The organism is Serratia liquefaciens ATCC 27592 (assembly GCF_000422085.1).
Lineage (GTDB): Bacteria > Pseudomonadota > Gammaproteobacteria > Enterobacterales > Enterobacteriaceae > Serratia > Serratia liquefaciens.
This window is the reverse complement of sequence record NC_021741.1, coordinates 2,903,014-2,929,831: the sequence shown is the minus strand read 5'-3', so window position 1 is coordinate 2,929,831 and position 26,818 is coordinate 2,903,014. Positions and strand designations below refer to the sequence as shown.

General features: G+C 55.2%; 26 protein-coding genes. 14 read left to right on the top strand and 12 right to left on the bottom strand.

Annotated elements, in window-relative coordinates; genetic code table 11:
• The first annotated feature begins 182 nt into the window (after positions 1-182).
• Together mdtJ and mdtI are read left to right on the top strand one after the other, a co-directional pair.
• Positions 183-551 (top strand): multidrug/spermidine efflux SMR transporter subunit MdtJ, encoded by a 369-nt coding sequence (gene mdtJ / locus M495_RS13650; RefSeq protein WP_020827250.1) that lies wholly within the window; start codon positions 183-185, stop codon positions 549-551.
• On the top strand, positions 538-867 hold the full coding sequence (gene mdtI / locus M495_RS13645; protein WP_020827249.1) for a multidrug/spermidine efflux SMR transporter subunit MdtI: 330 nt from the start codon (positions 538-540) through the stop codon (positions 865-867). The genes mdtJ and mdtI overlap by 14 nt, the downstream gene beginning before the upstream one ends.
• Before the next feature lie 50 nt (positions 868-917).
• On the opposite strand, the gene M495_RS13640 is transcribed toward mdtI, so the two are convergent.
• Positions 918-1,262, bottom strand: coding sequence for a RidA family protein (locus M495_RS13640; protein ID WP_020827248.1), 345 nt, complete (start codon positions 1,260-1,262; stop codon positions 918-920).
• Between the two features lie 133 nt (positions 1,263-1,395).
• Here M495_RS13640 and M495_RS13635 point away from each other — a divergent pair, with 133 nt between their 5' ends.
• The 5 genes from M495_RS13635 (at position 1,396) to rnd (ending at position 7,882) form a co-directional block, all read left to right on the top strand.
• Positions 1,396-3,300: an ATP-dependent DNA helicase gene (locus M495_RS13635; RefSeq protein WP_020827247.1), complete on the top strand. Its 1,905-nt coding sequence runs from the start codon at positions 1,396-1,398 to the stop codon at positions 3,298-3,300.
• Between the two features lie 80 nt (positions 3,301-3,380).
• On the top strand, positions 3,381-4,082 hold the full coding sequence (tsaB, locus tag M495_RS13630; RefSeq protein WP_041415440.1) for a tRNA (adenosine(37)-N6)-threonylcarbamoyltransferase complex dimerization subunit type 1 TsaB: 702 nt from the start codon (positions 3,381-3,383) through the stop codon (positions 4,080-4,082).
• A 101-nt stretch (positions 4,083-4,183) separates the two neighbouring features.
• The gene (locus M495_RS13625) at positions 4,184-4,774 is read left to right on the top strand and encodes a Slp family lipoprotein (RefSeq protein ID WP_041415437.1); all 591 of its coding nucleotides are present in this window, start codon (positions 4,184-4,186) and stop codon (positions 4,772-4,774) included.
• A gap of 208 nt (positions 4,775-4,982) precedes the next feature.
• Complete coding sequence (fadD, locus tag M495_RS13620; protein ID WP_020827244.1) at positions 4,983-6,671, top strand: long-chain-fatty-acid--CoA ligase FadD; 1,689 nt, start codon at positions 4,983-4,985, stop codon at positions 6,669-6,671.
• An 89-nt stretch (positions 6,672-6,760) separates the two neighbouring features.
• Complete coding sequence (gene rnd, locus M495_RS13615; protein WP_041415435.1) at positions 6,761-7,882, top strand: ribonuclease D; 1,122 nt, start codon at positions 6,761-6,763, stop codon at positions 7,880-7,882.
• Between the two features lie 233 nt (positions 7,883-8,115).
• Here the strand turns inward: rnd and minE are convergent, their stop codons facing one another.
• Genes minE through minC form a run of 3 tightly spaced genes read right to left on the bottom strand, consistent with a single transcriptional unit; the run spans position 8,116 to position 9,928 of the window.
• Positions 8,116-8,385 (bottom strand): cell division topological specificity factor MinE, encoded by a 270-nt coding sequence (gene minE, locus M495_RS13610; RefSeq protein WP_012145482.1) that lies wholly within the window; start codon positions 8,383-8,385, stop codon positions 8,116-8,118.
• 3 nt (positions 8,386-8,388) lie between these two features.
• Positions 8,389-9,201: a septum site-determining protein MinD gene (gene minD, locus M495_RS13605; protein ID WP_020827242.1), complete on the bottom strand. Its 813-nt coding sequence runs from the start codon at positions 9,199-9,201 to the stop codon at positions 8,389-8,391.
• Positions 9,202-9,226: 25 nt separating this feature from the next.
• On the bottom strand, positions 9,227-9,928 hold the full coding sequence (minC, locus tag M495_RS13600) for a septum site-determining protein MinC (RefSeq protein WP_020827241.1): 702 nt from the start codon (positions 9,926-9,928) through the stop codon (positions 9,227-9,229).
• Positions 9,929-10,064: 136 nt separating this feature from the next.
• Here minC and M495_RS13595 point away from each other — a divergent pair, with 136 nt between their 5' ends.
• From M495_RS13595 to M495_RS13585, 3 genes are all read left to right on the top strand, one after another.
• Complete coding sequence (locus M495_RS13595; protein ID WP_020827240.1) at positions 10,065-10,337, top strand: YcgL domain-containing protein; 273 nt, start codon at positions 10,065-10,067, stop codon at positions 10,335-10,337.
• A 56-nt stretch (positions 10,338-10,393) separates the two neighbouring features.
• Positions 10,394-11,458, top strand: a complete 1,065-nt coding sequence (locus tag M495_RS13590; RefSeq protein ID WP_041414629.1) for a lytic murein transglycosylase — start codon at positions 10,394-10,396, stop codon at positions 11,456-11,458.
• Positions 11,459-11,541: 83 nt separating this feature from the next.
• Positions 11,542-12,198 carry a fumarylacetoacetate hydrolase family protein gene (locus M495_RS13585; RefSeq protein ID WP_020827238.1) on the top strand — a complete coding sequence of 219 codons (657 nt, stop codon included), beginning with the start codon at positions 11,542-11,544 and terminating at the stop codon, positions 12,196-12,198.
• A 68-nt stretch (positions 12,199-12,266) separates the two neighbouring features.
• On the opposite strand, the gene M495_RS13580 is transcribed toward M495_RS13585, so the two are convergent.
• Positions 12,267-12,515: a CsbD family protein gene (locus M495_RS13580; RefSeq protein WP_012145476.1), complete on the bottom strand. Its 249-nt coding sequence runs from the start codon at positions 12,513-12,515 to the stop codon at positions 12,267-12,269.
• A 409-nt stretch (positions 12,516-12,924) separates the two neighbouring features.
• Between M495_RS13580 and M495_RS13575 the strand changes: the two genes are divergently transcribed.
• A complete protein-coding gene (locus M495_RS13575) occupies positions 12,925-13,371 on the top strand; it encodes a YcgN family cysteine cluster protein (RefSeq protein WP_020827237.1) in 447 nt (148 codons plus the stop codon).
• A 508-nt stretch (positions 13,372-13,879) separates the two neighbouring features.
• Here M495_RS13575 and dsbB read toward each other — a convergent pair.
• Positions 13,880-14,410, bottom strand: coding sequence for a disulfide bond formation protein DsbB (dsbB, locus tag M495_RS13570; protein WP_020827236.1), 531 nt, complete (start codon positions 14,408-14,410; stop codon positions 13,880-13,882).
• Positions 14,411-14,534: 124 nt separating this feature from the next.
• On the bottom strand, positions 14,535-16,106 hold the full coding sequence (nhaB, locus tag M495_RS13565) for a sodium/proton antiporter NhaB (protein WP_020827235.1): 1,572 nt from the start codon (positions 16,104-16,106) through the stop codon (positions 14,535-14,537).
• A gap of 243 nt (positions 16,107-16,349) precedes the next feature.
• Here nhaB and fadR point away from each other — a divergent pair, with 243 nt between their 5' ends.
• Complete coding sequence (gene fadR, locus M495_RS13560; RefSeq protein ID WP_020827234.1) at positions 16,350-17,069, top strand: fatty acid metabolism transcriptional regulator FadR; 720 nt, start codon at positions 16,350-16,352, stop codon at positions 17,067-17,069.
• 62 nt (positions 17,070-17,131) lie between these two features.
• On the opposite strand, the gene M495_RS13555 is transcribed toward fadR, so the two are convergent.
• Complete coding sequence (locus tag M495_RS13555; RefSeq protein ID WP_020827233.1) at positions 17,132-18,667, bottom strand: SpoVR family protein; 1,536 nt, start codon at positions 18,665-18,667, stop codon at positions 17,132-17,134.
• Between the two features lie 538 nt (positions 18,668-19,205).
• Here M495_RS13555 and M495_RS13550 point away from each other — a divergent pair.
• Positions 19,206-20,510, top strand: coding sequence for a D-amino acid dehydrogenase (locus M495_RS13550; protein WP_020827232.1), 1,305 nt, complete (start codon positions 19,206-19,208; stop codon positions 20,508-20,510).
• 73 nt (positions 20,511-20,583) lie between these two features.
• On the top strand, positions 20,584-21,657 hold the full coding sequence (dadX, locus tag M495_RS13545; RefSeq protein ID WP_020827231.1) for a catabolic alanine racemase DadX: 1,074 nt from the start codon (positions 20,584-20,586) through the stop codon (positions 21,655-21,657).
• Positions 21,658-21,660: 3 nt separating this feature from the next.
• On the opposite strand, the gene M495_RS13540 is transcribed toward dadX, so the two are convergent.
• The 4 genes from M495_RS13540 to M495_RS13525 all read right to left on the bottom strand — a co-directional run bounded on the left by M495_RS13540 (position 21,661) and on the right by M495_RS13525 (position 26,813).
• Positions 21,661-22,854 carry a multidrug effflux MFS transporter gene (locus M495_RS13540; RefSeq protein ID WP_020827230.1) on the bottom strand — a complete coding sequence of 398 codons (1,194 nt, stop codon included), beginning with the start codon at positions 22,852-22,854 and terminating at the stop codon, positions 21,661-21,663.
• 109 nt (positions 22,855-22,963) lie between these two features.
• The gene (locus M495_RS13535) at positions 22,964-23,524 is read right to left on the bottom strand and encodes a 3'-5' exonuclease (protein WP_020827229.1); all 561 of its coding nucleotides are present in this window, start codon (positions 23,522-23,524) and stop codon (positions 22,964-22,966) included.
• Positions 23,525-23,586: 62 nt separating this feature from the next.
• Positions 23,587-25,305, bottom strand: a complete 1,719-nt coding sequence (locus M495_RS13530) for an ABC transporter permease subunit (protein WP_020827228.1) — start codon at positions 25,303-25,305, stop codon at positions 23,587-23,589.
• A complete protein-coding gene (locus tag M495_RS13525; RefSeq protein WP_020827227.1) occupies positions 25,305-26,813 on the bottom strand; it encodes an ABC transporter substrate-binding protein in 1,509 nt (502 codons plus the stop codon). The genes M495_RS13530 and M495_RS13525 overlap by 1 nt, the downstream gene beginning before the upstream one ends.
• Positions 26,814-26,818 lie beyond the last annotated feature (5 nt).

Sequence of the window (26,818 nt, the reverse complement as noted above, 5' to 3'; positions counted from 1 at the left end):
GGTGCTGGTGACAGGCTCAGTCCTCCGTCATTCCGCGTAGCCGGGCAAACTTCTTTATTACGTTTGGGTCAGTTTATCCCCAGGGATCTCTGCGTCGTCAGCGCCTCGTTGCGCCTGTCTGACGAGATAAATCGGGATAAATATGCCTTAGCGTGCGTTATTCGCCGTTTGGGAGAGAAATTATGATTTATTGGATCTTTTTAGGCTTGGCCATCGTGGCCGAAATTATCGGTACCCTGTCCATGAAATACGCCAGCGTGAGCGGCGGCATGACCGGTCACATTGTGATGTATGTGATGATCACTGCATCATACGTCATGCTGTCATTGGCGATTAAACGCGTTGCCCTTGGCGTTGCTTACGCGCTGTGGGAAGGGATCGGTATCCTGTTTATTACCTTGTTCAGCGTATTGTGGTTCGATGAGCCCATCTCGACCTTGAAGGTGCTGGGTCTGGTGACGTTGATCGCCGGGATCTTGTTGGTGAAGTCCGGTACCCGCAAACCACGAAAACAGGCCAGCCCGCGAGGTGACAACCATGCAACAGCTTGAGTTGTACCACATTGGGTTCTTGGGACTGGCGATTGTGTTGGAAATTGTCGCCAACATCTTCCTGAAGATGTCAGACGGTTTCCGTAAAATCTGGTTAGGCCTGCTGTCATTGCTGTCGGTGCTGGGGGCGTTCAGTGCTCTGGCACAGGCGGTGAAGGGGATAGACCTGTCGGTGGCTTATGCATTGTGGGGCGGTTTCGGTATTGCCGCGACAATCGCCGCCGGCTGGATCCTGTTCGGTCAGCGCCTGAATGCCAAAGGCTGGATTGGTTTGGTGTTGTTGCTGGCAGGTATGGTGATCATCAAGCTGGCTTAAGCAGCAGGTAAAAATAAAACCGCAGGCGTTATCGTCTGCGGTTTTTTCGTTTATACCGCAGCAATAATTTTGATTTCGACCTTGTACTTCGGATTCATCAATTTGGCTTGCACGGTGCAGCGTACCGGCGCGCTACCCGCAACTACCCAGGCATCCCAGGCGGCGTTCATGGCAGCAAAATCGGCATCGTCGGCCAGAAAAATGGTGGCGTCCAGCACCCGGCTTTTATCTGACCCAACGCGCGCCAGGATCACGTCAATTGCTGCCAGGGCGTTCGCGGTCTGGGCAGTAGCGTCATCATCCAGGTTTTCCGGCACGCTGGTGTAATAGACGGTGTCGTTGTGAACGACGGCTTCGGACCAACGTTTGTCTGGATCAATTCGTTCAATATTCATTCAATTATCTCCATATCATCATCGCGTTAAGGGTAACACAGCCATCGGCAGAAATGTGTGACGATAAAGTCGGTGGTAGCCGTGCGGCAGGATAGGCATAATTAACGCTGAATTACATCGGCAGAGAGATAGCGTGGCAGACGATTTCGCAACAGACGGCGCCCTGGCGCAGGCAATCAAGGGTTTCAAACCGCGTGAAGCACAGCGGCAGATGGCGGAAGCGGTCACCGAAGCCATTAATTTCAAGCAGGAACTGGTGGTCGAAGCGGGTACCGGTACCGGCAAAACCTACGCCTATCTGGTGCCGGCACTGCGGGCCGATCGCAAAGTGATTATTTCCACCGGCTCAAAAGCGTTGCAGGATCAGCTTTATGCACGCGATTTGCCCACCGTGGCCAAGGCACTGAAGTACAAAGGCAAGATGGCGCTGCTGAAAGGGCGCTCCAATTACCTGTGTCTGGAACGTCTGGAGCAACAGTCGATGGCTGGCGGCGAGTTGGCCGGGCAAACGCTGATCGATCTGGTCCATCTGCGCAAATGGTCGTCCATGACCAAAGAGGGCGACATCAGCAGTTGCAGCGACGTGGCGGAAGACAGCTTCGTTTGGCCGCTGGTGACCAGCACTAACGACAACTGCCTGGGCAGCGATTGCCCGTTGTATAAAGATTGCTTTGTGGTCAAAGCGCGTCGTCGCGCCATGGATGCCGATGTGGTGGTGGTGAACCACCATCTGTTCCTGGCCGATATGGTGGTGAAGGAGGGCGGCTTTGCCGAACTGATCCCTGAGGCCGATGTGATGATCTTCGATGAAGCGCATCAGATCCCCGATATCGCCAGCCAATATTTCGGTAAGCAACTGACCAGCCGTCAACTGCTGGACCTGGCCAAAGACATTTCCATTGCCTATCGCACCGAAGTGCGCGATGCCGCACAGCTGCAAAAAAGCGCCGACCGCCTCAGCCAAAGCACGCAGGATTTTCGTTTGATGTTGGGAGAACCAGGGTTTCGCGGCAACCTGCGCGAGGTGCTGAGCCAGCCCAATGTACAACGTGCCTTGCTGCTGCTCGATGATGCGCTGGAGCTGTGCTATGACGTGGTCAAACTTTCCCTTGGCCGTTCGGCCTTGTTGGACGCGGCTTTTGAACGCGCTACGTTATATCGTGCCCGTCTCAAACGTTTGAAAGAGGTCAATGAACCGGGGTTCAGCTATTGGTATGAGTGCAACTCGCGTCACTTTGTACTGGCGTTGACGCCGCTGACGGTGGCCGATCGTTTCCGTGAGTTGCTGGATGAAAAACCGGGCAGCTGGATTTTCACCTCGGCAACGTTGTCGGTTAACGAGCAGATGGGCCACTTTACAGAGCGTCTGGGGTTGAATAAGGCCAAAACGCTGCTGCTGGCCAGCCCATTCGATTACGCCAAACAGGCCTTGCTGTGTGTACCGCGCTTTTTACCCTCACCAAACCAGCCTGGCGGCGCGCGGCAATTGGCACGCATGCTACGGCCGCTGATTGAAGCCAATAACGGCCGCTGCTTCTTCCTTTGTACTTCGCACCAGATGATGCGGGAACTGGCGGAAGAGTTCCGTGCCACCATGACCTTGCCGGTGCTGTTGCAGGGGGAAACCAGTAAGGGCCAGTTGCTGGCTCAGTTTGTCGAGGCCGGCAATGCCCTGTTGGTGGCGACCAGCAGCTTCTGGGAGGGGGTAGATGTACGCGGCGATGCATTGTCGTGCGTGATTATCGACAAACTGCCGTTTACCGCACCCGATGATCCGTTGTTGAAAGCCCGGATTGAAGACTGCCGATTACGTGGTGGCGATCCGTTTAACGATGTGCAACTTCCGGACGCGGTCATTACCCTGAAACAGGGGGTTGGACGCCTGATCCGCGATACCGACGATCGCGGCGTGCTGGTGATTTGCGACAATCGGTTGGTGATGCGCCCCTATGGCGAAGTTTTCCTCAATAGCCTGCCGCCGACGCCGCGTACCCGCGATATCGCCCAGGCGATTGCCTTCCTGCAGGCAGATCGCTAGCGGATAGGCGTGACCCCAGGGCTGTGCTACAATGCGCGCCCTGTATGAAAAACCCTGTTTTTTTCCCGCCTGAGGTTGGCATGTCCACGCGAATTTTAGCGATCGATACAGCGACGGAAGCCTGTTCCGTTGCTATCTGGAATCAAGGCGAAATCCACGCCCTGTTTGAGCTGTGCCCACGTGAGCATACGCAACGTATTTTACCTATGGTGCAGCAGGTGCTGGCGGAATCCGGGGTCACCCTTGGCCAGCTCGATGCGCTGGCTTTTGGCCGTGGGCCAGGCAGCTTTACCGGCGTGCGTATCGGCATTGGCATTGCTCAGGGGTTGGCGCTGGGCGCAGACTTGCCCTTGCTGGGCGTTTCCACGCTGCAAACCATGGCGCAGGGCGCCTGGCGACTCACCGGGGCTGACCGTGTGCTGTCGGCGATAGATGCGCGTATGGGCGAAGTCTACTGGGGTCAGTTTGAACGTCAGCAAGACGGTAACTGGCTTGAAAGTGAAGGTGAAGCGGTACTTACCCCGGCGCAGGCGCTGGTGCGCGCGCAAGGTCTGCAAGGCCACTGGGCGCATGTCGGCACCGGCTGGCAAACCTATCCGGATTTGGTTGCCGGTTCCACGTTAACCCTGAGCGATGGGCAAATGCTGTTACCGCAGGCGGAAGATATGCTGCCGTTGGCGCTGCATGCCTGGCAACAGGGTTTGGCGGTGGCGGTAGAAAATGCCGAGCCGACCTATTTGCGTAATGAAGTCACCTGGAAAAAATTGCCGGGGCGCGAATAGCCGCAACCTATTGTGCTTTGGCGGCAATAGGGATAGGAATGATCTGCAACTTGCTCCGTGAATTGATGTCAAAGTTACAGCCATTTCAGGAGATTGCGACGATGTTAACCCGCACTGTTTGTAAAAAAATGTCGCTGCTGGCTATTGCCGGCAGCGTGCTGGCGCTGTCAGGTTGCGTAACCGTGCCTGATGCGATTAAAGGCAGCACGGCAACGCCGGTGCAGCAGCTGTCTTCGGTACAGAATGCGCCGAACCTGTTTGTCGGGGCTGAAGCTCGCTTTGGCGGTACCGTTGTGAACGTTGCCAATGAGCAGGGGCGCACGCTACTGGAAATTGCGGCCGTGCCGCTCGATTCCGGCGCCCGGCCGATATTGGGTGAGCCGTCACGGGGTCGTCTGATAGCCTCGGTTAATGGCTTCCTGGAACCGGTTGATTTTAAGGGCCAGTTAGTGACGGTAGTTGGGCCAATCACCGGCGTGAAAGACGGCAAGATCGGCATGACACCGTACAAATTTGTTACCATGAATGCCACTGGCTACAAACGCTGGCATCTGTCTCAACAGGTGATGATGCCACCGGCGCCGATGGGCCCCTGGGGCTGGCGTAGCGGTACCTGGGGCCCCGGTTGGGGCGTGGGGTATGGCTGGTACAACCCTGGCCCAGTGCAGGTGCAAACCATCGTTACCGAGTAATGCTTGCTTGTTGTTAAATTTTAATAGGGCGGCTCCGGCCGCCTTATTCTTTTGGCGTAGGGAATGACCGCCAATTAGTGACGTACATCGCAACCTGAATATTGTTTAAAACTCAAACTGGTCTGCTGAGTTAAAATATTGTTATGGTTTGGCTGCATATTTGGGGGCTGCGATGATGATAATGAATAATAATTTCAGGAGTAATACCTTGGATAAGGTCTGGTTAAAACGTTACCCGGCGGATGTTCCGGCAGAGATCGACGCCGATCGTTATTCATCTTTGGTCGAAATGTTTGAAAATGCGGTTCAGCGCTACGCAGATCAACCGGCTTTCATTAACATGGGTGAGGTGATGACCTACCGCAAGCTGGAAGAACGTAGTCGGGCTTTCGCGGCTTACCTGCAAAATGAGCTGGGGCTGCAGAAAGGCGACCGCGTTGCTCTGATGATGCCGAACCTGTTGCAGTATCCCATCGCGCTGTTTGGTATCTTACGTGCGGGTATGGTGGTGGTGAACGTTAACCCGCTGTATACGCCACGTGAATTGGAACATCAACTGAACGACAGTGGCGCAAGTGCCATTGTGATCGTCTCCAACTTTGCTCATACGCTGGAAAAAGTGGTGTTCAACACCCAGGTCAAGCATGTGATCCTGACGCGTATGGGCGATCAGCTCTCCGCCGCCAAAGGCACGCTGGTTAACTTCGTCGTCAAATACATCAAGCGGCTAGTGCCGAAATATCATCTACCGGCTGCCGTTTCTTTTCGCAGTGCGCTCCAGCGCGGGCGTCGCCAACAGTATGTTAAACCCGATATTATCAACACCGATCTGGCGTTCCTGCAGTATACCGGTGGGACTACCGGCGTGGCCAAAGGCGCGATGCTGACACACCGTAATATGCAGGCCAACCTGGAGCAGGCTAAAGCTGCCTATTTGCCGCTGTTTCGTGAAGGGCAGGAGTTGGTGGTAACGGCGCTGCCGCTGTATCACATTTTCGCGCTGACGGTGAACTGCCTGCTGTTTATCGATTTGGGTGGGCGCAATTTGCTGATCACCAACCCACGCGACATTCCAGGGCTGGTGAAAGAGCTGGGCAAATATCCGTTCACCGCCATGAGTGGGGTGAACACCCTGTTCAATGCGCTATTGAACAACGTGGACTTCCACAAGCTGGATTTCTCCACGCTGCGTTTTTCCGTCGGCGGCGGCATGTCAGTACAGAAATCGGTGGCGGACAAGTGGGAGAAAACCACCGGTAAGCACTTGCTGGAAGGATACGGCCTGACGGAGTGCGCGCCGCTGGTCTCCGGTAACCCTTACGATCTGAAACACTACAGCGGCAGTATCGGTTTGCCTGTACCCTCGACGGATATTCGGCTGGTGGACGATAACGGTCAGGACGTGCCGGTTGGTGAGCCGGGTGAACTGTGGGTCAAAGGACCGCAAGTTATGTTAGGCTACTGGCAGCGGCCGGATGCCACCGATGAAGTATTGAAAGATGGCTGGCTCGCGACCGGTGATATCGTTACAGTGGACGAGATGGGCTTTGTCCGCGTCGTCGACCGGAAGAAGGACATGATCCTGGTTTCCGGGTTTAACGTATACCCGAACGAGATTGAAGACGTGGTCAGTCAGCATCCGAAAGTGTTGGAATGCGCGGCGATTGGCGTGCCGAATGAGGTAACCGGTGAGACGGTTAAAATTTGCGTGGTGAAGAAAGACGCTTCGCTGACCAAAGAAGAGCTGTTGACCCATTGTCGTCGGCAGCTTACCGGGTATAAAGTGCCTAAAATTGTTGAGTTCCGTGACGAGTTGCCGAAGTCTAACGTCGGTAAAATTTTGCGGCGAGAACTGCGTGATGAGCAGAAAAAACCTGCGGCGGCCGATGCCGCCTAGGTTATCATCCACGCCTTACAGATCAACAACGCCGGTGAATGCCGGCGTTGTTGTGTTTGAATCATGAAAGCGACCAAGAGAATGACGTTTTGAACTATCAGTTGATCACTACCGATGCCGGATTGCAGCAGGTCTGCGAGCAGGCGAAAAAGCATGCCCAGATAGCGCTGGACACCGAATTTGTCAGAACGCGCACCTATTATCCGCAGTTAGGCCTGATTCAGTTATACGACGGTGAACAACTCTCCCTGATTGACCCCCTGCCAATCAAGCAATGGCAGCCGTTTATCGAGCTGCTGAGTAATACTCAGATTGTGAAGTTCCTGCACGCCGGCAGTGAGGATCTGGAAGTGTTCCTCAACGCGTTCAAAACGCTGCCGACTCCGATGGTGGACACCCAAATTCTGGCGGCCTTCACCGGTCGACCGCTGTCTTGCGGTTTTGCGACCCTGGTGGCGGAGTATATGCAGGTGGAGTTGGATAAAAGCGAAGCCCGTACCGACTGGCTGGCGCGCCCGCTGACGGAAAAACAGTGCGTTTATGCGGCGGCTGACGTGTTCTATCTGCTGCCGATGGCCAAACGGCTGGTTCAGGAGACGGAAGAGGCCGGTTGGACGGCTGCCGCTAACAACGAATGCCTGTTGCTATGCCAACGCCGTAGCGAGACGCTGGCGCCAGAATTGGCCTACCGTGAAATCACCAATGCCTGGCAACTGCGTCCGCGTCAGTTGGGCTGCTTGCAGAAGCTGGCTGAATGGCGCCTGCGTCAGGCGCGTGAGCGCGATCTGGCGGTAAACTTTGTGGTACGTGAGGAAAACCTTTGGCAGGTGGCGCGACATATGCCGACATCGCTGGGGGAATTGGACTCCCTGGGCCTGAGCGGTCCGGAAATTCGTTATCACGGTAAAACGCTGTTGGCGCTGGTGGCAGAGGCTAATGAGCTGGATGAGGCTGCACTGCCGGCACCGTTGTCGAACCTGATCGATCAGCCGGGCTACAAGAAAGTGTTCAAGGATATCAAGGCGGCGATCGTCATTGTCAGTGAGCAAAGCGGGTTGAGCAGTGAATTACTGGCATCGCGCCGACAGATTAACCAACTGCTGAATTGGCATTGGAAATTGAAGGGTGCTGACAGCCTGCCAGAATTAATCAGCGGTTGGCGCGGTGATTTATTGGCGGCGCCGCTGCAGGCTATTTTGAAGGATTATTAATCGAGTGGTAAAACTTGGGGCAGGGTAAGGAAACGCTGCTCCGATTATTTATTAGAAATAACCATAACAACACTTACCGACAGCATTTACTTTAAACAACAGTGGCGCAAGATTAATTGAGATTAATCCCAAAGGCTAAAAACGATTATTAGGCGCTTTTTATCTCAATAACTGGTTATGCATACAGTTACCCCCTGCAAGAAAATATACAGGGGGTAATTAGTGCGTCACACTCATTTAGTTACTTCTTCCGATTCCGGTAATGTCACGTTGAGTTCAAGTACCGAAATATCATCCCCTTTCTGCTCAAACTGCACGTGCAGCATTTCAGGGTCGATTTGAATATATTTGCAAATTACCGCCAGAATATCGCGTTTCAAATCAGGCAGATACGGGGGCTCACTGTCCCCGCGACGACGCTCTGCGACGATAATCTGCAGCCGTTCCTTGGCTATATTGGCTGTCTGCTTTTTGCGGGACAGAAAGAAGTCTAGTAATGCCATGGTTTATCCCCCAAAAAGGCGTTTCAGGAAACCCTTCTTCTCTTCTTCAATGAAGCGGAAGGGGCGTTCTTCCCCTAACAGGCGGCTAACGGTATCGTCATAGGCTTTGCCGGCATCCGACTCGGCGTCGAGGATCACCGGTTCACCCTGGTTGGATGCACGCAGTACGGATTGGTCTTCCGGGATAACGCCGACCAATGGAATGCGCAGAATTTCCAGCACGTCTTCCATGCTCAGCATGTCGCCACGGCTGACGCGACCTGGGTTGTAGCGGGTCAGCAGCAGGTGTTCCTTGATTGGCGATTCGCCTCTCTCGGCACGGCGAGATTTGGAAGACAAAATGCCCAGAATACGGTCAGAGTCACGTACTGAGGAGACTTCCGGGTTGGTGGTGATGATGGCTTCATCAGCAAAATACAGCGCCATCAGTGCGCCGGTTTCGATGCCCGCCGGAGAGTCACAAACCACAAAATCAAAATCCATTTCGCCCAGGTCGTTGAGGATCTTCTCAACGCCTTCGCGGGTTAACGCGTCTTTGTCACGCGTTTGCGAAGCTGGCAGGATAAACAGATTTTCGGTGCGCTTGTCTTTGATCAACGCCTGATTCAGTGTGGCATCACCCTGAATCACGTTAACGAAATCGTAAACAACCCGGCGTTCGCAGCCCATGATCAGGTCAAGATTACGCAGGCCGATATCGAAATCGATCACTACGGTTTTCTTTCCTTTTTGGGCTAAACCGGTAGCGATGGCCGCGCTTGAAGTGGTCTTGCCAACGCCCCCTTTACCCGATGTAACAACAATAATGCGTGCCATGAAATGGATTCCTTGTCAAAAGGGCTTAATTTAAAGGTTGTATGGTTAAAGCGTTATCCAACAGGCTGAGTCGTACTGCCTGCCCGACATAGTCGGACGGGATTTGGTCGCTCAACCAGTACTGCCCTGCGATAGAGACTAGCTCAGCACCCAGGTGCGTGCAAAAAATCTGGCACTGTGTATCACCTGATGCACCGGCAAGCGCACGACCGCGCATCATGCCGTAGACGTGAATGTTGCCATCGGCAATTAATTCAGCGCCGGCGCTAACGCTGCTGGTCACTATCAGATCGCTGTTGCGGGCATAAATTTGTTGGCCGGAACGGACAGGGGTACTGATGATGCGCGTCTTGGCGGGGGCGTTGGGATCCACCACCGGGGCTGGCGCAGGCGCCGGTTCCGGTGTGGCCATCTTTTGGCCTTTGCCTTCGTTCAGCAACGGCAGCCCGGCACGGGTTATTGCGCGTTTCTGCCGCTCATCTCTGCAACCGCTGATACCCACAACGCGCAGACCTGCTGCCGTGACAGCCTGTTGAAGTTCTTTCCAGTTTGCGTCGCCGTTCAGCGTTGCAACGTTGATAACAACAGGGGCGTTTTTCAAAAAAGCGGGCGCTTGCTCTACTTTTTCCAGTAACGCCTGACGTATTACCTCGGGTTCCGAATTATGCAAATGAACAACCGATAGGGTAAAACTGCTGCCTTTTAGCTCAATTGGCGATTGTGACATCTATCCTGACTCAGTCTCAGCAACTTTAAATCCCCGGAATACCAATCGGGGTGCGATATTCCGAAGTACTATAAGCATGTTATAGTCAGAGTTATATCCAGGCAAGACGCTGCCCCAATTAAATAGAGTTAAAAACATGCTTTGTGTGATCTATAGAAGTTCTAAACGCGATCAAACTTATCTTTATGTCGAAAAAAAAGACGATTTCTCCCGTGTGCCGGAAGATCTGATGAAAAGTTTCGGTACGCCGCAATTGGCAATGGTGCTTTCCCTTGAAGGGCGGGAAAAGTTAGCCTCGGCGGATATTGAGAAAGTGAAAGAAGCCCTGAAAGAAGAAGGGTTTTATCTTCAGGTCCCCCCGCCGTTGGAAAATTTATTAAACCAGCATTTGTCTGGCGACAAAAAATAACCTGCGAAGATGTAGGAGAGGCTGGAAGCGCTCAAAACTGATAAAGGAGCCGCGTGATGAGATTGTCGGCAATAACCCTGCTATCGACGCTGTTGACGTTAGGATGCACAGTCAGTCAGCAGGCGATGGCGCAAGGGGCCACATCGGCGTCGGAAGCTTCGTCGGGCACAGCTACTCCTGCGGCTCAGAGCCGACTCTCTGAAACGGGTCGCGATCCTGCGCAGTTCCCGGCCTACGTTGAACAGTTAAAGCGCCAGGCGCTGGCGCAGGGCATCAGCCCGGCGATTGTCGACAGTGCTTTCACCGACGTGCATTTTGTCGATCGGGTGATCAAGGCTGACCGTAATCAGCCGGAAAAGAAAATCACGCTGGACGACTACCTCAAACGCGTATTGCCACCCGCCAAGATCGCACAAGGCCGTGCGCTATATCAGCAGTATCATCCTAAGCTTTCGCGGCTCACCGCGCACTACGGCGTGCCGGGACGTTATGTTGTGGCACTGTGGGGCATGGAAAGCGCCTTCGGCAAAATCCAGGGGCGTGAAGATGTGATATCTGCGCTCGCCACCTTGGCTTTTGAAGGGCGACGCGAGGCGTTCTTCAGTCAACAGCTGATGGCGGCGCTGCAAATCCTCGAGCAGGGTCATGTCAGCCGCGAGCAGTTGAAAGGCTCCTGGGCCGGTGCCATGGGGCAATGCCAATTTATGCCGACGTCGTTCCTTAACTATGCTGCGGACGGCGACGGTGATGGCCGCATTGATATCTGGAACAACGTTGACGATGTCTTTGCCTCCACGGCCCGCTATCTGTCGAGCGAAGGCTGGCAGCGTGGTGTGGGTTGGGGCAGAGAGGTCAGGTTGCCTGCCGGGTTCAGCACCGAGGCTGTGGGGTTAAAGGATAGCCAGGCGCACAGCGTCAATGAATGGCAAAAACGCGGGGTGCGGCGTCCGGATGGTTCAGCGCTGCCGCATTCCAGCCTGCGCAGTTGGCTGATCACACCGGATGACATGCAGGGCCGTGCATTCCTGGTTTATGATAATTTCCGCACGATTATGCACTGGAATCGCTCTTACTATTTTGCGATCGGTGTGGGTATGATGGCTGACGGTATCGGGCAATAGAAAAAGGCTGCGGTGCCTCCACCAGCGCGTGGAATAACGGGCTTAGCATGCTAAGCCCCTACATGATTGTAGGGAGAGGCGGTATGTATCAACATAGAGACTGGCAGGGTTCATTACTTGATTTTCCGGTAAATAAAGTGGTTTGCGTCGGCAGTAATTACGCCGATCACATCAAGGAAATGGGCAGTGCAACCTCGGCAGAGCCGGTAGTGTTTATCAAGCCTGAAACGGCGCTGTGCGATATTCGCCAGCCGGTGGTGATCCCCAAAGAGTTTGGTTCGGTACATCATGAAGTGGAGCTGGCTGTGCTGATCGGTACGCCGCTAAAGCAGGCTAATGAAGATCGCGTGGCGCGTGCCATCGCCGGATACGGTGTTGCGCTTGATCTGACGCTGCGGGAACTGCAGGCGGGCTTCAAGAAGGCGGGGCAGCCTTGGGAAAAAGCCAAGGGTTTCGACGGTTCTTGCCCGATATCCGGGTTTATACCGGTCGCGGAGTTTGGCGATCCGCAAAATGCGGAGCTGTCCCTGACGGTCAATGACCAGGTGCGACAACAAGGCAATACTCGCGACATGATCACGCCGATCCTGCCGCTGATCAGCTATATGAGCCGCTTTTTCACGTTGCGTGCAGGCGACATTATCCTTACCGGCACGCCGCAGGGCGTCGGCCCGATGAGCTCTGGCGACATGCTGAAAGTCACCCTCAACGGTAAATCACTGACCACACGCGTGATTTGAAACCTGGGTAAAGCGCAATAAAAAAGGCCCCTCAGGGCCTTTTTTTCGGTGACGATAGGTCAAAACGCTTATTTACGGCCCAGCAAGAAACCGAAAACAATCCCGACGGCGGCGGCGATGGCTACGCCGGCCAGTGGGTTAGATTCAACCTGAGTCCGCACCGTATCGGCAGCATCTCGAGCCGCGTAACTGGCCTGAGAGGCATATTTGCGGGCTGCGCCTTTGACTTGATGATCCGGTGAGTCCGTTGCTTTACCAAAAGCTTCTTCAACGGCGCCGGCAGCTTCATTTACTTTGTCTTCTGCTTTCCCAAACATACTTGGTTCCTTATCTTCATTCAAAAGGCGAACATTAAACATAGCAGGGATATGCGCTTCTTGGCGGCAAAATGTGCTTTATGAGATGAATCTTACCCGTGAATAATGATGAACAGGGATATGGATGAGGGGGAAACGAAAGGATGATAGACCTGAGTTTTGTACGTATAATTAGACGATATGCCTGGTGTGTTTTATCCCTTTCAGCATCAAGGGTAACGGCCTGATAATACTGGCCGAAAATGTTGAATGCCGTTGTTTTAAATAGCGTTTTTTTTAAGCGAACATATTGTTATCGCTATGATTATATTGTGTTTTCAGCCTTTCCATTTGGCTGGGATATCTATATAGTGCACCCTCAAAACCTGCTTGCAGGTTATCTATTCATTTACCTATACCGGACGCGAACATGTCACAAACCCCTTTTTGGCAACAAAAAACGCTGGCGGAAATGTCAGAACAAGAGTGGGAATCGCTGTGCGACGGTTGTGGGCAATGCTGTCTGAATAAGCTGATCGACGAAGATACCGACGAGATTTATTTCACCAACGTAGCCTGTAACCAGCTGAATATTAAGTCGTGCCAGTGCCGCAACTATGAGCGCCGCTTTGAGCTGGAAGAGGACTGCATCAAACTGACGCGTGAAAACCTCACCACCTTCGATTGGCTGCCGCCGACCTGCGCATACCGTTTGATTGGTGAAGGCAAGCCGCTGTTTGCGTGGCACCCGCTGGTCAGCGGTTCTAAAGCTGCGATGCACGGTGAGCGTATTACGGTACGACATATTGCGGTGCGGGAAAGTGAAGTGGTGGACTGGCAGGATCACATCTTGAACAAACCGAGCTGGGCGAGATAAGGAAAAAAGCCCCTGCAAAGATGAGGGGCAAGACACACAACAACACCAGGGAAATCGTTAAATATTAACTTGCGGATATTATAGGGATTCTCTGATAAAACTTCATCAAAATATCGATGCAATAATGCATCGCTATGATGAATTTTTTTGTATGAAGTGAGTGGCGAGGAAAATCGTTGCGCCAGTATTTTTGTGAGGTAAGACCGAAAAAGTGAAGCGAGGCTTTCGTAGATAAGACATTTTACTCTTCTAACTTAATGTTATGTAAATTACGCGTCAAATCCTGCCCAGATGCTTCTTTTTAAACCTGATGTTAGGTAGTTTGAGCGCTCTCACGCTAAGTTTCGAGAGTAAAATAATGAAAATGATACGCCTGTTTGCCATAGCTGGAGCACTAATAGTGCTCGTTTATTACCTTACACATACCTAATCTCGCATTACCTCTGAAGATCATCAGTCACTCGATGAAAAACGGCGCCCTGAGGCGCCGTTTTTCATGCTGTCATGCTCAGCGGCCAAACAGATCGCGGCGGCGTGGGCGGACAAATTGTGCCAGCAGCACAACGATAGCAATCAACAAATAAGCTGCAAAGATGCCAACCAGCCACTGCGGCATTTCCAGCGTCAAAAATTCCCATTGGCGTACCGAACAGTCGCCTGATGCGTGGAACACCGCAGGCAGCCATTTGTCCAGCGGCAGCCAGGACGGGAAGCTGACGAAGAAATCGCAGGTATTAAACGGCGAAGGGTGCAGTTGGATCATGGTGTGTTTCCACGCCAGCTGCAGGCCTTCCCAGGCACTGTAAATCCACAGCAGAATAGCGGCATAACGCAGCGGCGTTTTCGGCGCAATGGCACCCAGCAGCGAGGCACCGAGAATACCAAACAGCGCGCAACGTTCGTAAATGCACATGACACAGGGTTGCAGCAGCATTACATGCTGAAAGTAGAGTGCGACTAATTCCAGCGCCAGCGCAGTCAGGGCCATCAACAGCCAAGCACCGCGCCCCTGTGAGCAGCGGTTAAAGAATTGCAACATATATTTATTCTTCCATGCAGTAAGCAATTGAACTGGCAGTGTAAACCAATTCAACCCCGCTGCCAGCCACCTGAGCCGGATTCAGCACAAAAATAGTCGCTGACAGCGGGGCGGGTTTACAGGGTTAGTGTGCAGCGGCTTCGAGCGACGGCAGCGTCAGCCAATGCCACTGGGTCAGCAGGTCGGTCACGGGCGCCAGGGTGAACTGTACGCACAACAGACCAACCAGGGTTAATACCACAGTATAAGGCAATGCCATCCATACCATTCGCCCATAGGATAAACGTACCAGGGGGGCCAGTGCGGAGGTCAGCAAGAACAGGAAGGCGGCCTGGCCATTCGGCGTGGCGACCGACGGCAAATTGGTCCCGGTATTAATGGCGACCGCTAACATTTCAAACTGCTTCAGGGAAATGGCGCCATTTTCAAATGCGGCGCGCGCTTCATTAATGTAAACCGTACCGACGAACACATTGTCGGATACTGAAGACAGCAAGCCATTGAACAGATAAAACAACGAAAGTTGGGAAGAGGGTTCCGCCTGCAAAACGAATTGAATTACCGGGGTAAACAGGTGTTGCTCAATGATCACCGCCACCACGGTGAAAAATACCGTCAGCAGGGCGGTGAAGGGCAAGGCCTCCTGGAAGGCTTTGCCGATGGCGTGCTCATCGGTTACGCCACACAGGGAAGTGGCGAGGATAATCACCGACAGGCCAATCAGGCCAACCTCCGCCAGATGGAAGGCCAGGGCGACAATCAGCCAAACGCCGATAAGTGCCTGAACCACTAATTTGACCTGCTCTTGCTTACTGCGCCCGGCAGTCGCCTGGCGGTCAAACTCTGTCAGCACTTCGCGCACCCGCTCCGGGAGTTTTGCTCCGTAGCCGAAGACGCCGAAGCGCTCAAGCAGCAGGCAGACCAGCAGACCACAGATCAATACCGGTAAAGTGACGGGCGCCATGCGCAGGAAGAAGTCGACAAAGCCCCAGTCGGCGCTTTTGGCGATAATCAGGTTCTGCGGTTCGCCCACCATGGTCATCACACCGCCCAGCGCGGTACCGACACCAGCATGCATCAGCAGACTGCGCAAAAAGGCGCGGAACTGCTCCAGCGTCTGTTTGTTATCGTCGCTTACCAGGTTGCTGTCGTCGTTGACGTCGGCAGCGCCGCCGGAAGGGTTCGACACCACGTTGTGGTAAATCGAATAAAAACCGGTTGCGACGCTGATGACTACCGCAACCACCGTCAGCGCATCGAGGAAGGCGGACAAAAATGCTGCCGCAAAACAGAAGGCTAAAGACAGCAGTATTTTAGAGCGAATATTGAGCAGCAGCTTGGTGAAGACGAACAGCAGTAGCTGCTTCATAAAGTAGATGCCGGCCACCATAAAGATCAGCAACAGCAGGACTTCCAGATTATGGGCAATCTCTTCGCCCACCCGATCGGGGCTGGTCATGCCGATCAATACCGCCTCAATGGCCAGCAGGCCGCCCGGCAGCAGGGGATAGCACTTCAGCGCCATCGCCAGCGTGAAGATAAATTCGATGACCAGTAGCCAACCCGCGATGAAGGGATCGACCAGGAAGAAAACCAGCGGATTGACCAACAAGAAGATGAGGATGGCCAGTTTGTACCAGTCAGGTGATTGCCCGAGGAAGTTTTTCACCAGGGCACTGCGTAAAGTCGTTTCCATTATGCGTTACACGTCCTGAAAATAAGTTGTCACATATTACCCTAACAATGCCGCAGGGGCAGAAGCAATACGGGCTTGCTTTACGACGTGAAATTTCTCTGACGCGGTGTTTTTGCACGTTTTTTGCCACTTTATGCACACTTTCGTTTAATGTTTTTCGCTCACGCTATGTCATGCCAAGGCGATCTGGTATGATCAGCCGACTACTATTACTGATTATCGTCGCTACGGAACGTCAAACACATGGTCATAAAGGCGCAGAGTCCTGCCGGTTTCGCGGAAGAATACATTATCGAGAGTATCTGGAATAATCGCTTCCCTCCTGGCTCTATTTTGCCCGCGGAGCGTGAGCTTTCAGAATTGATTGGTGTTACGCGCACCACGTTACGCGAAGTTTTACAACGCCTGGCCCGTGATGGCTGGCTGACCATTCAGCATGGCAAACCGACCAAAGTAAATAATTTCTGGGAAACATCCGGCCTCAATATTCTTGAGACGGTGGCACGCCTCGATCACAAAAGTGTTCCACAGTTGATCGACAACTTGCTGTCGGTTCGTACCAATATTGCCGCGATCTTTATTCGCGCAGCGGTGCGTAATCATCCTGAGGCTGCTCAGGAAGTCTTGGCGAAAGCGACTCAAGTGGAAGATCAGGCGGACGCTTTCAACCTGTTAGACTACGAAATTTTCCGCGGTCTCGCATTCGCTTCCGGCAACCCGATTTACGGTCTGATCTTCAACGGCCTCAAAGGCCTGTACACCCGTGTCGGTCGTTACTATTTCTCAAATCCGGAGTCCCGCAAGCTGGCGCTGACTTTCTACAGCAAGCTGTCGACGCTGTGCCATGAGAAGTCGTACGATCAGGTGATGGATTGCGTGCGTAACTACGGTAAAGACAGCGGGGCCATCTGGCAGAGCATGCAAGGCACCATGCCGAGCGATCTGACCGAAGCCCGCCGTTAGTTTCACATCTCGCATTACGCAAAAGGGGCGCCAGTGGCGCCCCTTTGTCATGATCACTAATCCTACAGCGGAGTCGGCCGCGGCGGACAACGTTCCAGCAGCTCGACGCTGCCATCCTCGTTGAGCTGTTCCAGAATAATGTCGAAGCCCCACAGGCGGTGCAGGTGTTTCATCACCTCACGCCGACTTTTGTCCAGCGGCGCCCGGTCTTGTGGAATATAACGCAACGTCAATGAGCGATCGCCGCGCAAATCCACATTCCAGATCTGAATGTTCGGCTCGTGGTCGCTCAGGTTATATTGCGCCGACAGCTCCTGACGGATCGCCCGATAGCCCGCCTCATTATGGATCGCCGCAATCTCCAGGTAGTTATTGCGATCATCATCGAGCACGGTGAACAGCCGGAAGTCACGCATGATTTTCGGGGACAGGAACTGGCTGATAAAACTTTCGTCCTTAAAATCACGCATGGCGAAGTGCAGCGTTTCCAGCCAGTCTTTACCGGCAATGTCCGGGAACCAGTAGCGATCTTCTTCGGTCGGCGACTGACAGATGCGCTTGATGTCCTGGAACATGGCAAAGCCCAGCGCGTAAGGGTTAATCCCGTTGTAATAAGGACTATTGTAAGGCGGCTGGTACACCACGTTGGTGTGGCTGTGCAAAAACTCCAGCATAAAGCGTTCGGTCACCCGGCCTTCATCGTAAAGATGGTTGAGGATGGTGTAGTGCCAGAATGTCGCCCAGCCTTCGTTCATCACCTGCGTTTGTTTTTGCGGATAAAAATACTGGCTCACTTTGCGCACGATGCGCAGCACCTCACGCTGCCAGGGTTCCAGCAGCGGCGCATTTTTCTCCATAAAGTAGAGGATGTTCTCCTGCGGCTCGCTTGGATAGCGACGCGCTTGTTCAGGCGCCTCTTCGCGTTCTACCCGCGGCAGGGTCTTCCACAGCGTATTGACCTGACTCTGCAGGTACTCTTCGCGGCTCTTCTGGCGGGCTTTTTCTTCGACCAGGGAGATCTTCTGCGGACGTTTATAGCGGTCCACGCCGTAGTTCATCAGCGCGTGGCAGGAATCGAGCAGCTTCTCCACTTCTTCAACGCCGTAGCGTTCTTCGCACTGACTGATGTAGTGGCGGGCGAACAACAGATAATCGACGATCGAACTGGCGTCGGTCCAACTGCGGAACAGGTAATTATTTTTGAAAAACGAGTTGTGGCCGTAGCAGGCGTGCGCCATGACCAGCGCTTGCATGGTGATGGTATTTTCTTCCATCAGGTAGGCGATGCAAGGGTTGGAGTTGATGACGATTTCATAGGCCAGCCCCTGCTGCCCATGTTTGTAGCGCTGCTCGGTCTCAATGAATTTTTTACCGAATGACCAATGGGTATAGTTAATCGGCATGCCGACGCTCGAATAGGCGTCCATCATCTGTTCTGAGGTAATCACCTCGATCTGATGCGGGTAGGTATCGAGCTTGTAATGTTTGGCTACGCGATCGATGTGCTCCAGATACACCTGCAGCAGCTCGAACGTCCAGTCCGGTCCATCGCTCAGACGTTTATCTTCCTTGACCTTTTCATGTGTTGAAGTAGTCATCAGCGCACCCTCGTTATTACGGACCTTGCTCGAACGGCAGACCCTAGATCAATCGTAGCTCAATCTGGGCAGAGGTAATAATGATATAAAGCTTAAAAATTCAACGATCTGACGTCGCCTTCCCGCCTCAGGAAGCGACTGGGGCATTTTAGGGCGAGTTTTTTCTGCTGAAGCGGCTGCGGATGCGTATGAAATGTTATCTCGATGAAATGGCTTTTTAGTGGTTTATTATTCTGTTTCAGTGGGCCTGTTTCATTTTTATGTTCTGTTAAAACCTTGTTGCGCGTCGTAGCTTTTCTTAGTGCTCTCAATGCTGTCAATGACAGCATAATAGGGGCCGTTTCGCTCTTAAATCTGCCTTTGACAACATCTTATCGCTATTTATAGGTAGCTATTGCAAAAGAACCGGCCATGAACGATAAATTAATTGTGAATGTTGTCACGTTTGATGATGAAGATGTTGGACGGATTTTTCCACTGAGTTAATTTCCTGTGAGCAGAAGATTATGCTTTGTGAAGCCTTGAGCTGGAGTCAGCGATGCGAGTGGTAATTTTAGGTAGTGGGGTGGTGGGCGTTGCCAGTGCCTGGTATTTGGCGAAGGCGGGGCATGAGGTGACGGTAATCGATCGTCAGCCTGGTCCGGCCATGGAAACCAGCGCGGCAAACGCCGGGCAAATCTCACCGGGCTATGCGGCGCCGTGGGCTGCGCCTGGCGTACCGTTGAAGGCAATCAAATGGATGTTCCAGCGCCATGCGCCGCTGGCGGTTCGTTTGGACGGCAGCCGTTTCCAGCTGAGCTGGATGTGGCAGATGCTGAAAAACTGCAACACCGAACACTACATGACCAACAAAGGTCGCATGGTGCGGTTGGCGGAATACAGCCGCGATTGCATCAAAGCGTTGCGCCAGGAAACCGGCATTCAGTACGAAGGCCGTCAGGGCGGCACGCTGCAGCTGTTTCGCACCCAGCAACAGTTTGAAAGCGCCGCCAAGGACATCGCGGTGCTGGAAGACGCCGGCGTGCCTTACAAACTGTTGGAAGCTAGTCAACTGGCCACCGTCGAACCTGCGCTGGCGCAGGTGGCGCATAAGCTGACCGGCGGTCTGCAACTGCCAAACGATGAAACCGGCGATTGCCAACTCTTCACCCAGCAGTTGGCCAAGCTGGCCCAGCAAGCGGGCGTGACTTTCCTGTATAACCGCAGCGTCGATCGCCTGCTGGTGGAAGGGGATAAAATCAGCGGCGTGCAATGTGGCGGGGAGATCTTCAAGGCCGACAGCTACGTGGTGGCCTTTGGTTCGTATTCCACCGCGCTGCTGCGCGATCTGGTCTCGATCCCTGTGTATCCGTTGAAAGGCTACTCACTGACCATTCCCATTACGGATGAGGCCGCGGCACCATTCTCGACCGTTTTGGATGAAACTTACAAAATCGCCATCACCCGTTTCGACCAGCGTATTCGCGTCGGTGGCATGGCGGAAATTGTCGGTTTTAATACCCAGCTCGAACAAAAACGCCGCGAGACGCTAGAGATGGTGGTACGCGATCTTTACCCTAACGGTGGGCGGGTGGAGGAAGCTACTTTCTGGACCGGTTTGCGTCCGATGACGCCGGACGGTACGCCGATTGTCGGTAAGACTTCGCTGAAAAACCTGTTCCTGAATACCGGGCATGGCACGCTGGGGTGGACAATGGCCTGTGGTTCTGGCCAGCTGCTTTCCGATCTGATTTCCGGCATCACGCCGGCTATTCCGTCAGATGACCTGGCGGTAGCGCGCTACAGCGCCGGATTTCGCAGCGCTTACACTGCGCCCTTGAATGATGTGCATCACGCGCGTTAAAAACCTTAATTAGACAATGTTGCGGTCGCGGACGTAGGTTCGTGACCGCATTCGCAGGCCCGTAGGAGTTCCCATGCCTCGCCCGATTACCGCCACGCTGCACCTTGGCGCCTTTGAAAATAACCTGCAAGTGGTCCGTCGTTGTGCTCCAAGTGCCAAAGTCTGGTCAGTGGTCAAGGCCAATGCTTATGGTCATGGCATTAAACATGTTTGGCGTAGCATGGCGCAAACGGATGGTTTTGCCCTGTTGGATCTCGCCGAAGCGATTATGCTGCGCGAGTCAGGTTGGCAAGGGCCGATCTTGCTGTTGGAAGGTTTTTTCAAAGCGCAGGATTTGGCCCTGCTGGATCGCTACCGTTTAACGACGTCGGTGCACAGCGATTGGCAACTGGCGGCGATAGCCGAAGCCAAACTATCGGCACCGCTGGATGTTTACCTGAAAGTGAACAGCGGCATGAACCGTCTGGGCTTTGCCCCTGAGCGGTTGCACGCCGTTTGGCTGAAAGCTCAGCAGATAAGCAATATTGCCAGCCTGACGCTAATGAGCCATTTCGCCACCGCCGATGGTCCACAGGGCGTCGAAGCGCAGATGGCGACCATTAAGACAGCGGCGGCGGGCATTAATGCGCCGCGCTGTCTGGCCAACTCTGCCGCCACCTTGTGGCATCCGGAAACCCATTGCAGTTGGGTGCGGCCGGGCATAGTTCTCTATGGCGCTTCGCCGAGCGGCCAATCGCAGGATATTGCTGACAGCGGGCTGCAGCCTACGATGACCTTGAGCAGCGAAATTATTGGTGTTCAAACGCTAAAACAGAACGATCAGGTTGGCTATGGCTGGCGTTATCGCGCCGAAGGTGCACAACGCATCGGGGTGGTAGCCTGCGGCTATGCAGACGGCTACCCGCGCCATGCGCAAACGGGCACGCCGGTCTGGGTGGATGGCGTGCTGACGCGAACGCTGGGTACGGTGTCGATGGACATGCTGGCGGTCGATCTGACGCCTTGCCCGCATGCCAATATTGGTGCTGAAGTGGAGTTATGGGGGCGGCGCCTGCCGGTTGACGATGTCGCTGCTGCGGCAGGCACGCTGGGCTATGAATTGCTGACGGCGTTGGCCGCCAGAGTGCCTATCGTTACCGAGGCCTGAGCCTCAGGCAATTTTCTTCAGTTGCCCCTTGATTTGCTTGCTGCGCTGCCGTGCGTGCAGCGCCAGCAGGCAACCTACCAGCATCACCAGCGCCAGCGACAGCTTGGGCTGCAACGGCAGCGCCATCGCCAACAGACCCAGGCCTGCGCCGCCGGCCATCTGCACAAAACCTACCAGTGCAGAAGCGACACCGGCCTCGTTGGAGTAGGGCTCGAGCGCATAACTGGTCGCCGGGCCCATCACGAAGGCTAAGCCCGCGCAGGCGCTGGCGACGGGCAGCATATAGGCCAGCCAATGAGTTTGCGCCGAGCCGGAAAGCCAGGTAACCCCGAGCAGCAGGCCTACGCACCCGATACCCATCAGAATTCCCCCGGTTGCCAGGCACACCGGGCGTCCCACCTTGTGAATGATGCGGTTGGCGAAGAAACTCACCAGCATGATCCAAAAACCGTTGGCACCAAACACCAGAGAGAATTGCAATGGCGTGAGGCCGGCGGTGCCCATCAGCACGTTGGGTGCCAGCGAGACGTAGGTCAATGCCATACCCATCGCGCCGGAGTTGACCACGGCGAAGGACAGAAAACGGCGATCTTTGAGGATGCGAGCATATTGGCGTACCGGTAAACCTTTAACACGCACCGTGTCTGCCGGGCGGGTTTCCGGCAGGCGCAGAGCGATCAACACCAGCACGGCCAGGGCATAACACACCAGGAACCAGAAAGGTGCGCGCCAGCCAAAGGCTTCCGCCAGTAACCCACCCAGCAGCGGGGCCAGTGCGGGAATAATGTTAAGCGTGCCGTTGAGGAAGCCGAAGGCGCGAGCCGCGTCGTCGCCGTTCATCCGATCGCGCACGCCGCTAAATGCCACAACGGCGGTACAGCAGACCGCTACGCCCTGCAGCAAACGTGAAGCGACGAACACCGTCGGTGTGGTGGCCAGCGCGGCCATGGCGGCACCAATCATGTAGATGACGATACCGGCCAGCGCTACGGGTTTGCGGCCGTAGTTGTCCACCAGCGGCCCGGCGATAATCTGCCCAAGACCCAGCACCAAAATGAACAGTGAAATGGTGGACTGAATCAGCGCTTCACTGCTGTTAAGGCCAAGAGCGATGGCCGGGATAGTCGGCAGATAAAGATCGATACCCAGCGGGCCGAGCAGCACCAGGCTAAGGAGCAGAAACAGAAATTTTTGCATAACAAAAACAGCACATCCGAGTGACAAAGAGGGCTAGAGTAGAGACTCTGGCGATAAATGGAAAGGGGCAAAACGTCGGCCGACCTTCGGCATGCCTAACTTGCTGGAATCATAGCGACGCGGCTTTGCGATAGTAAAGTGCGGAGATGGTATCCGCCACGTAGCGGGCCTGATGTTTGGCGTCGTCCAGCGCACGATGCGGTGTGCCTTCGAATGCCCGTTCTTTTTTCGGATTAAAGCCCAGCAATTCGGCCAGAGTGATCACCGTACGCACGTCCTGTGTGTCCCAAAACTTCCACGGGCAGGGCATGTCCAGTTGCTGAAAGGCATGCTCGAGGATAGTGCAGTCGAACTCCTTGCCATTGCCCCAGACTTTAACCTGGTCAGTGCTGTTCATATGGATAAAGCGACTCAAATTGGTCAGCGTGCGCTTGAGGCTCTCCGTGCCGCCAAACGCCAGCTTGCGTGCTTCATCCGACTGCTTGGCCCACCAGGAGACGGTATCCAGGCTGATGGTTCTGCCTGGCTGATCTTTTTGGCTGCTGACGGCATTTTCAAATTCGGCACCGAGCTGGCCGGTTTGGGGATCGAAAAACACGGCGGCCACCACCAGGATCACTGCGCTCGGTTTTATGTCCAGCGTTTCTATGTCTAACATCAGATGGTGCATGGGGGACTCCCGGCTGGTAGAGATACAAATAATGTTACTACAAACCGGATCAGGATGCGCCGTCAGCGTCGGCGATTACCGGCGGTATTTGCCAGCGTGACAGCCAGCACTGCCAACAGCACCAGCGCTACCGCTGGCGCCAAAACGCCCCACGGTGCCCGTTCGATATAGGGCATGCCCTCGGCCAATACCAGCCCCCATTCCGCGCTGGGTGGCTGTGGCCCCAGGCCAAGAAAACCCAGCGCCGCCAGCGCCAGCGCAATACCCGGCAGGCGCAGCATGGCGTGGCGCAGCAGGGGAACCCACAGCGCCGGCAAAAGGTAGTGCGTCAGGGTACGCCAGCGGCCGATCCCCAACACTGGCAACATGCGGATATAGGGCTGAGTGCGGGCTTCAGCCAACAGCGAAGCGCAATGAGCGGACAGCGGCGCCCAACTGACCAGCATTACCGCGTAGGCACCACCGAAGGGGGAAGGCCCGGTGACAGCGGTGACCAACAGCCCTGCGACTATCGGTGGTGTGGCGTTGGCCAACTCAATAACCCCGCACATCAGGCGAGGCATCAACCCGAACACTATCCCCAAGAACAGCGAAGCGAAGCTGACTGCCAGCGCCAACAGGCTGGTATTCAGTGCACCGTAGGCGACACGTGCCAGAATGTCCCGGCCGGTGGCGTCTGCACCAAAGGGCAGATCCAGGCTGGGTGGCTGCAGACGGATATGCAGTGACGAAAAGGGATCGCGGATGATCCCGCTCAGCACTAACAGGCACAGCAACAGCGCCGCGACGGCGGCGAAAATATAACTCGCCCGGCTGCTGTGCTGTGGTGGCGTTGAATTGGGTAATACGGCGGCTATTCGGCCCAGCAACAGGTAATGGGCTCCCTGCATCAGGAAACCGGTGCCGAAGGCCAGCAGCAACAGGATCAGGATCCCGCATTGCAAGGCGGGCAGATCCTGAGCGATGGCGGCCCCCAATGTTGCCCGGCCCAGTCCCGGTATGGCGAACACTTTCTCGACGGCGATCGCGCCGCCGGTCAGTCCAATCAGCACTAAACCGATCTGCGGCAGCAGTGCAGGCAGCGTGCGGCGCAGAACGGCCAACAGGCAATGCCGCCGGGCGATACCGGCAAGGTTCCAGGTCAGCAACCAGCGTTCGGAGAAGGTTGCGGCCAGGCCGTCATTGAGCAACAGCGCCAGCAGGCCGCTGGCCGGTAAGCCCAGAGCCAGTGCCGGCAGAATGGCATGTTGCAGGCTTTGCCAGCCGTAGGGAGGAAACCACTGCAGCCAGACAGCGCCAACGATCAACAGCAGCGCCGCCAGCAAAAATTCGGGCAGTGCAGTCAGGGACACCGCCAACACGCCTGCGGGACGGTAGTTCTCGCCATGCAGGCCGCGCCACAGGGTTGGCAGCGCCAGCAGTATCGCCACCACTACTGCGACGGCAAGCGCGTAGCCCATCAGCGTCAGAGAAACCCCTGTGGCCTGCAACATGCCTTCCAGCACCGGGCGACCGGAAATCCACGAGTTGCCGGCATCACCCCGCAGCACGCCGTGAAACCAGCGGCCAAGCAGCAGCAAGGGCCCGTCGTCCAGACCATATTGCTGACGAATGGCATTCAGGGCTTCCGGGGTAGCCTCTTGTTCACCCGAACGCGCCCGCAGCAAGCTGAGCGCAGGATCGCGCCCGGACAGCCAAGGCATCAGGCCAATCAATACGATCATCCCCAGCAGCGAGAACAGGCGTGAGGCGAGTGGCAATAGTCGTAGTGCTTTTTCCATCAAGGTTGCTCTGGGGCGATGAAGCTGCGAGGCGTCACCAGCAGGCGTTCACGCGGATCGCGCTCTGCGCTCCTCATTACGGCAGCTTCCCCCTGGATCACGCGTTCATGTAGCAAGGGTATCGCCGCATGGGTTGCCATAATGCGGCTTTCTGCCGCGATGATGGCCTGGCGTCGTTGTGGCCCGGCAGGAATGGCTGCGGCCTGAGTCAATGCTTCGTCCACCTGCGGATCGCACAGTTGAGCAATATTGAAGGAACCTCGGCAGGCGAAGTCACTGTACATGTAGGCCAGTGGATCGCCAGAGTCCAGCACCGTGGCTCGCGACAAGATAAAGGCGTCGAATTTACCCGCCAGCGCGTCGGCTTCAATGTGCGCATATTCCCGCACTTCCTGCTTTACCACAAAACCGGCGGCGCTGAGTTGCTGCGCCAGATACACCGCCACTTCGGGTAGCTCGGCGCGATCGCTGAAGGTGGCCAGGGTGATGGTTTTGCCTTCAACCGTGGTTGGCGGCAGAGTCGGTTGCGGCTGGCGCAACGGCGCGGCCCAAGGCAGCGCGGGCCCCAGCAGCCCGGAGGCAATATCGGCGCGGCCTTCGTAAACGTTGTCCACCAACGGGCGACGTTTGATCGCCGCAGCGGCGGCGGCGCGAATGGCCGGATCGCGGAAAGCACCGACCCGGGTGTTCAGATACAGCGTATTGGTGCGTGGCATGGGTACTTCGTGGATCAATTCTGCCGTAATTAACGGTAACTGCGAGACTGGCAGCGCCTCTACCAAATCGGCGCTGCCGGTGCGCAGGGCGGCAGCACGGGCGGCGCTATCCGGGACAAAGTTGACGTCGATTCCTGGGGCGGCCGCTTTCTCGCCCCAATAGCCGTCGAAGCGGTTTAAACGCGCGCTACTGGTGCCGTTGATCTCTGTTAGCACAAAGGCGCCGGTTCCGGCCTGCAAGGGATTAACCACCCCGTTGGCGCCATAGGCCCGTTCGGCGAGGATCGCCAATTGTGGGCTGGACAACCGCTGCGGGAGGAGCGGATCGGGCACGGCGGTTGTGATCACGACAGCATTATCACCTTCTGGGACGATAGCCAATTCGACGCCGTCAAGAATGCGCGGTTTGGGGGCCGCGTTCATCGCCGCTGAAAGCGAACGCACCACGCTGTCCGGGGTCATCGCGCTACCATCATGGAAATTGACTCCCGATCGTAGTACGAAGCGCCAGCGGTGTTGATCCAGCTGTTGCCATTCGGTTGCCAGCGCCGGTTCAGCGTCGCCGTCGGCGTTCAGCACCACCAGCGTTTCGGCCGTGCTCCAGCGCGAAAGTTTAAACGCGTCATCGCTCAACGGCGTGAGCCCAGAGCGTGGGGGCTGAAGCATCGCCAGTCGAATGCGCCGTTCGTCGCCGGTGCTTTCTTTGGGGTCAACAGGGTCAAAGCAGCCGACGAGCAGCAAACTGCCGGCGAGCAGGCAGCCGGTTGGGCCAATAAAGCGCGGGTTGAACATGCAAA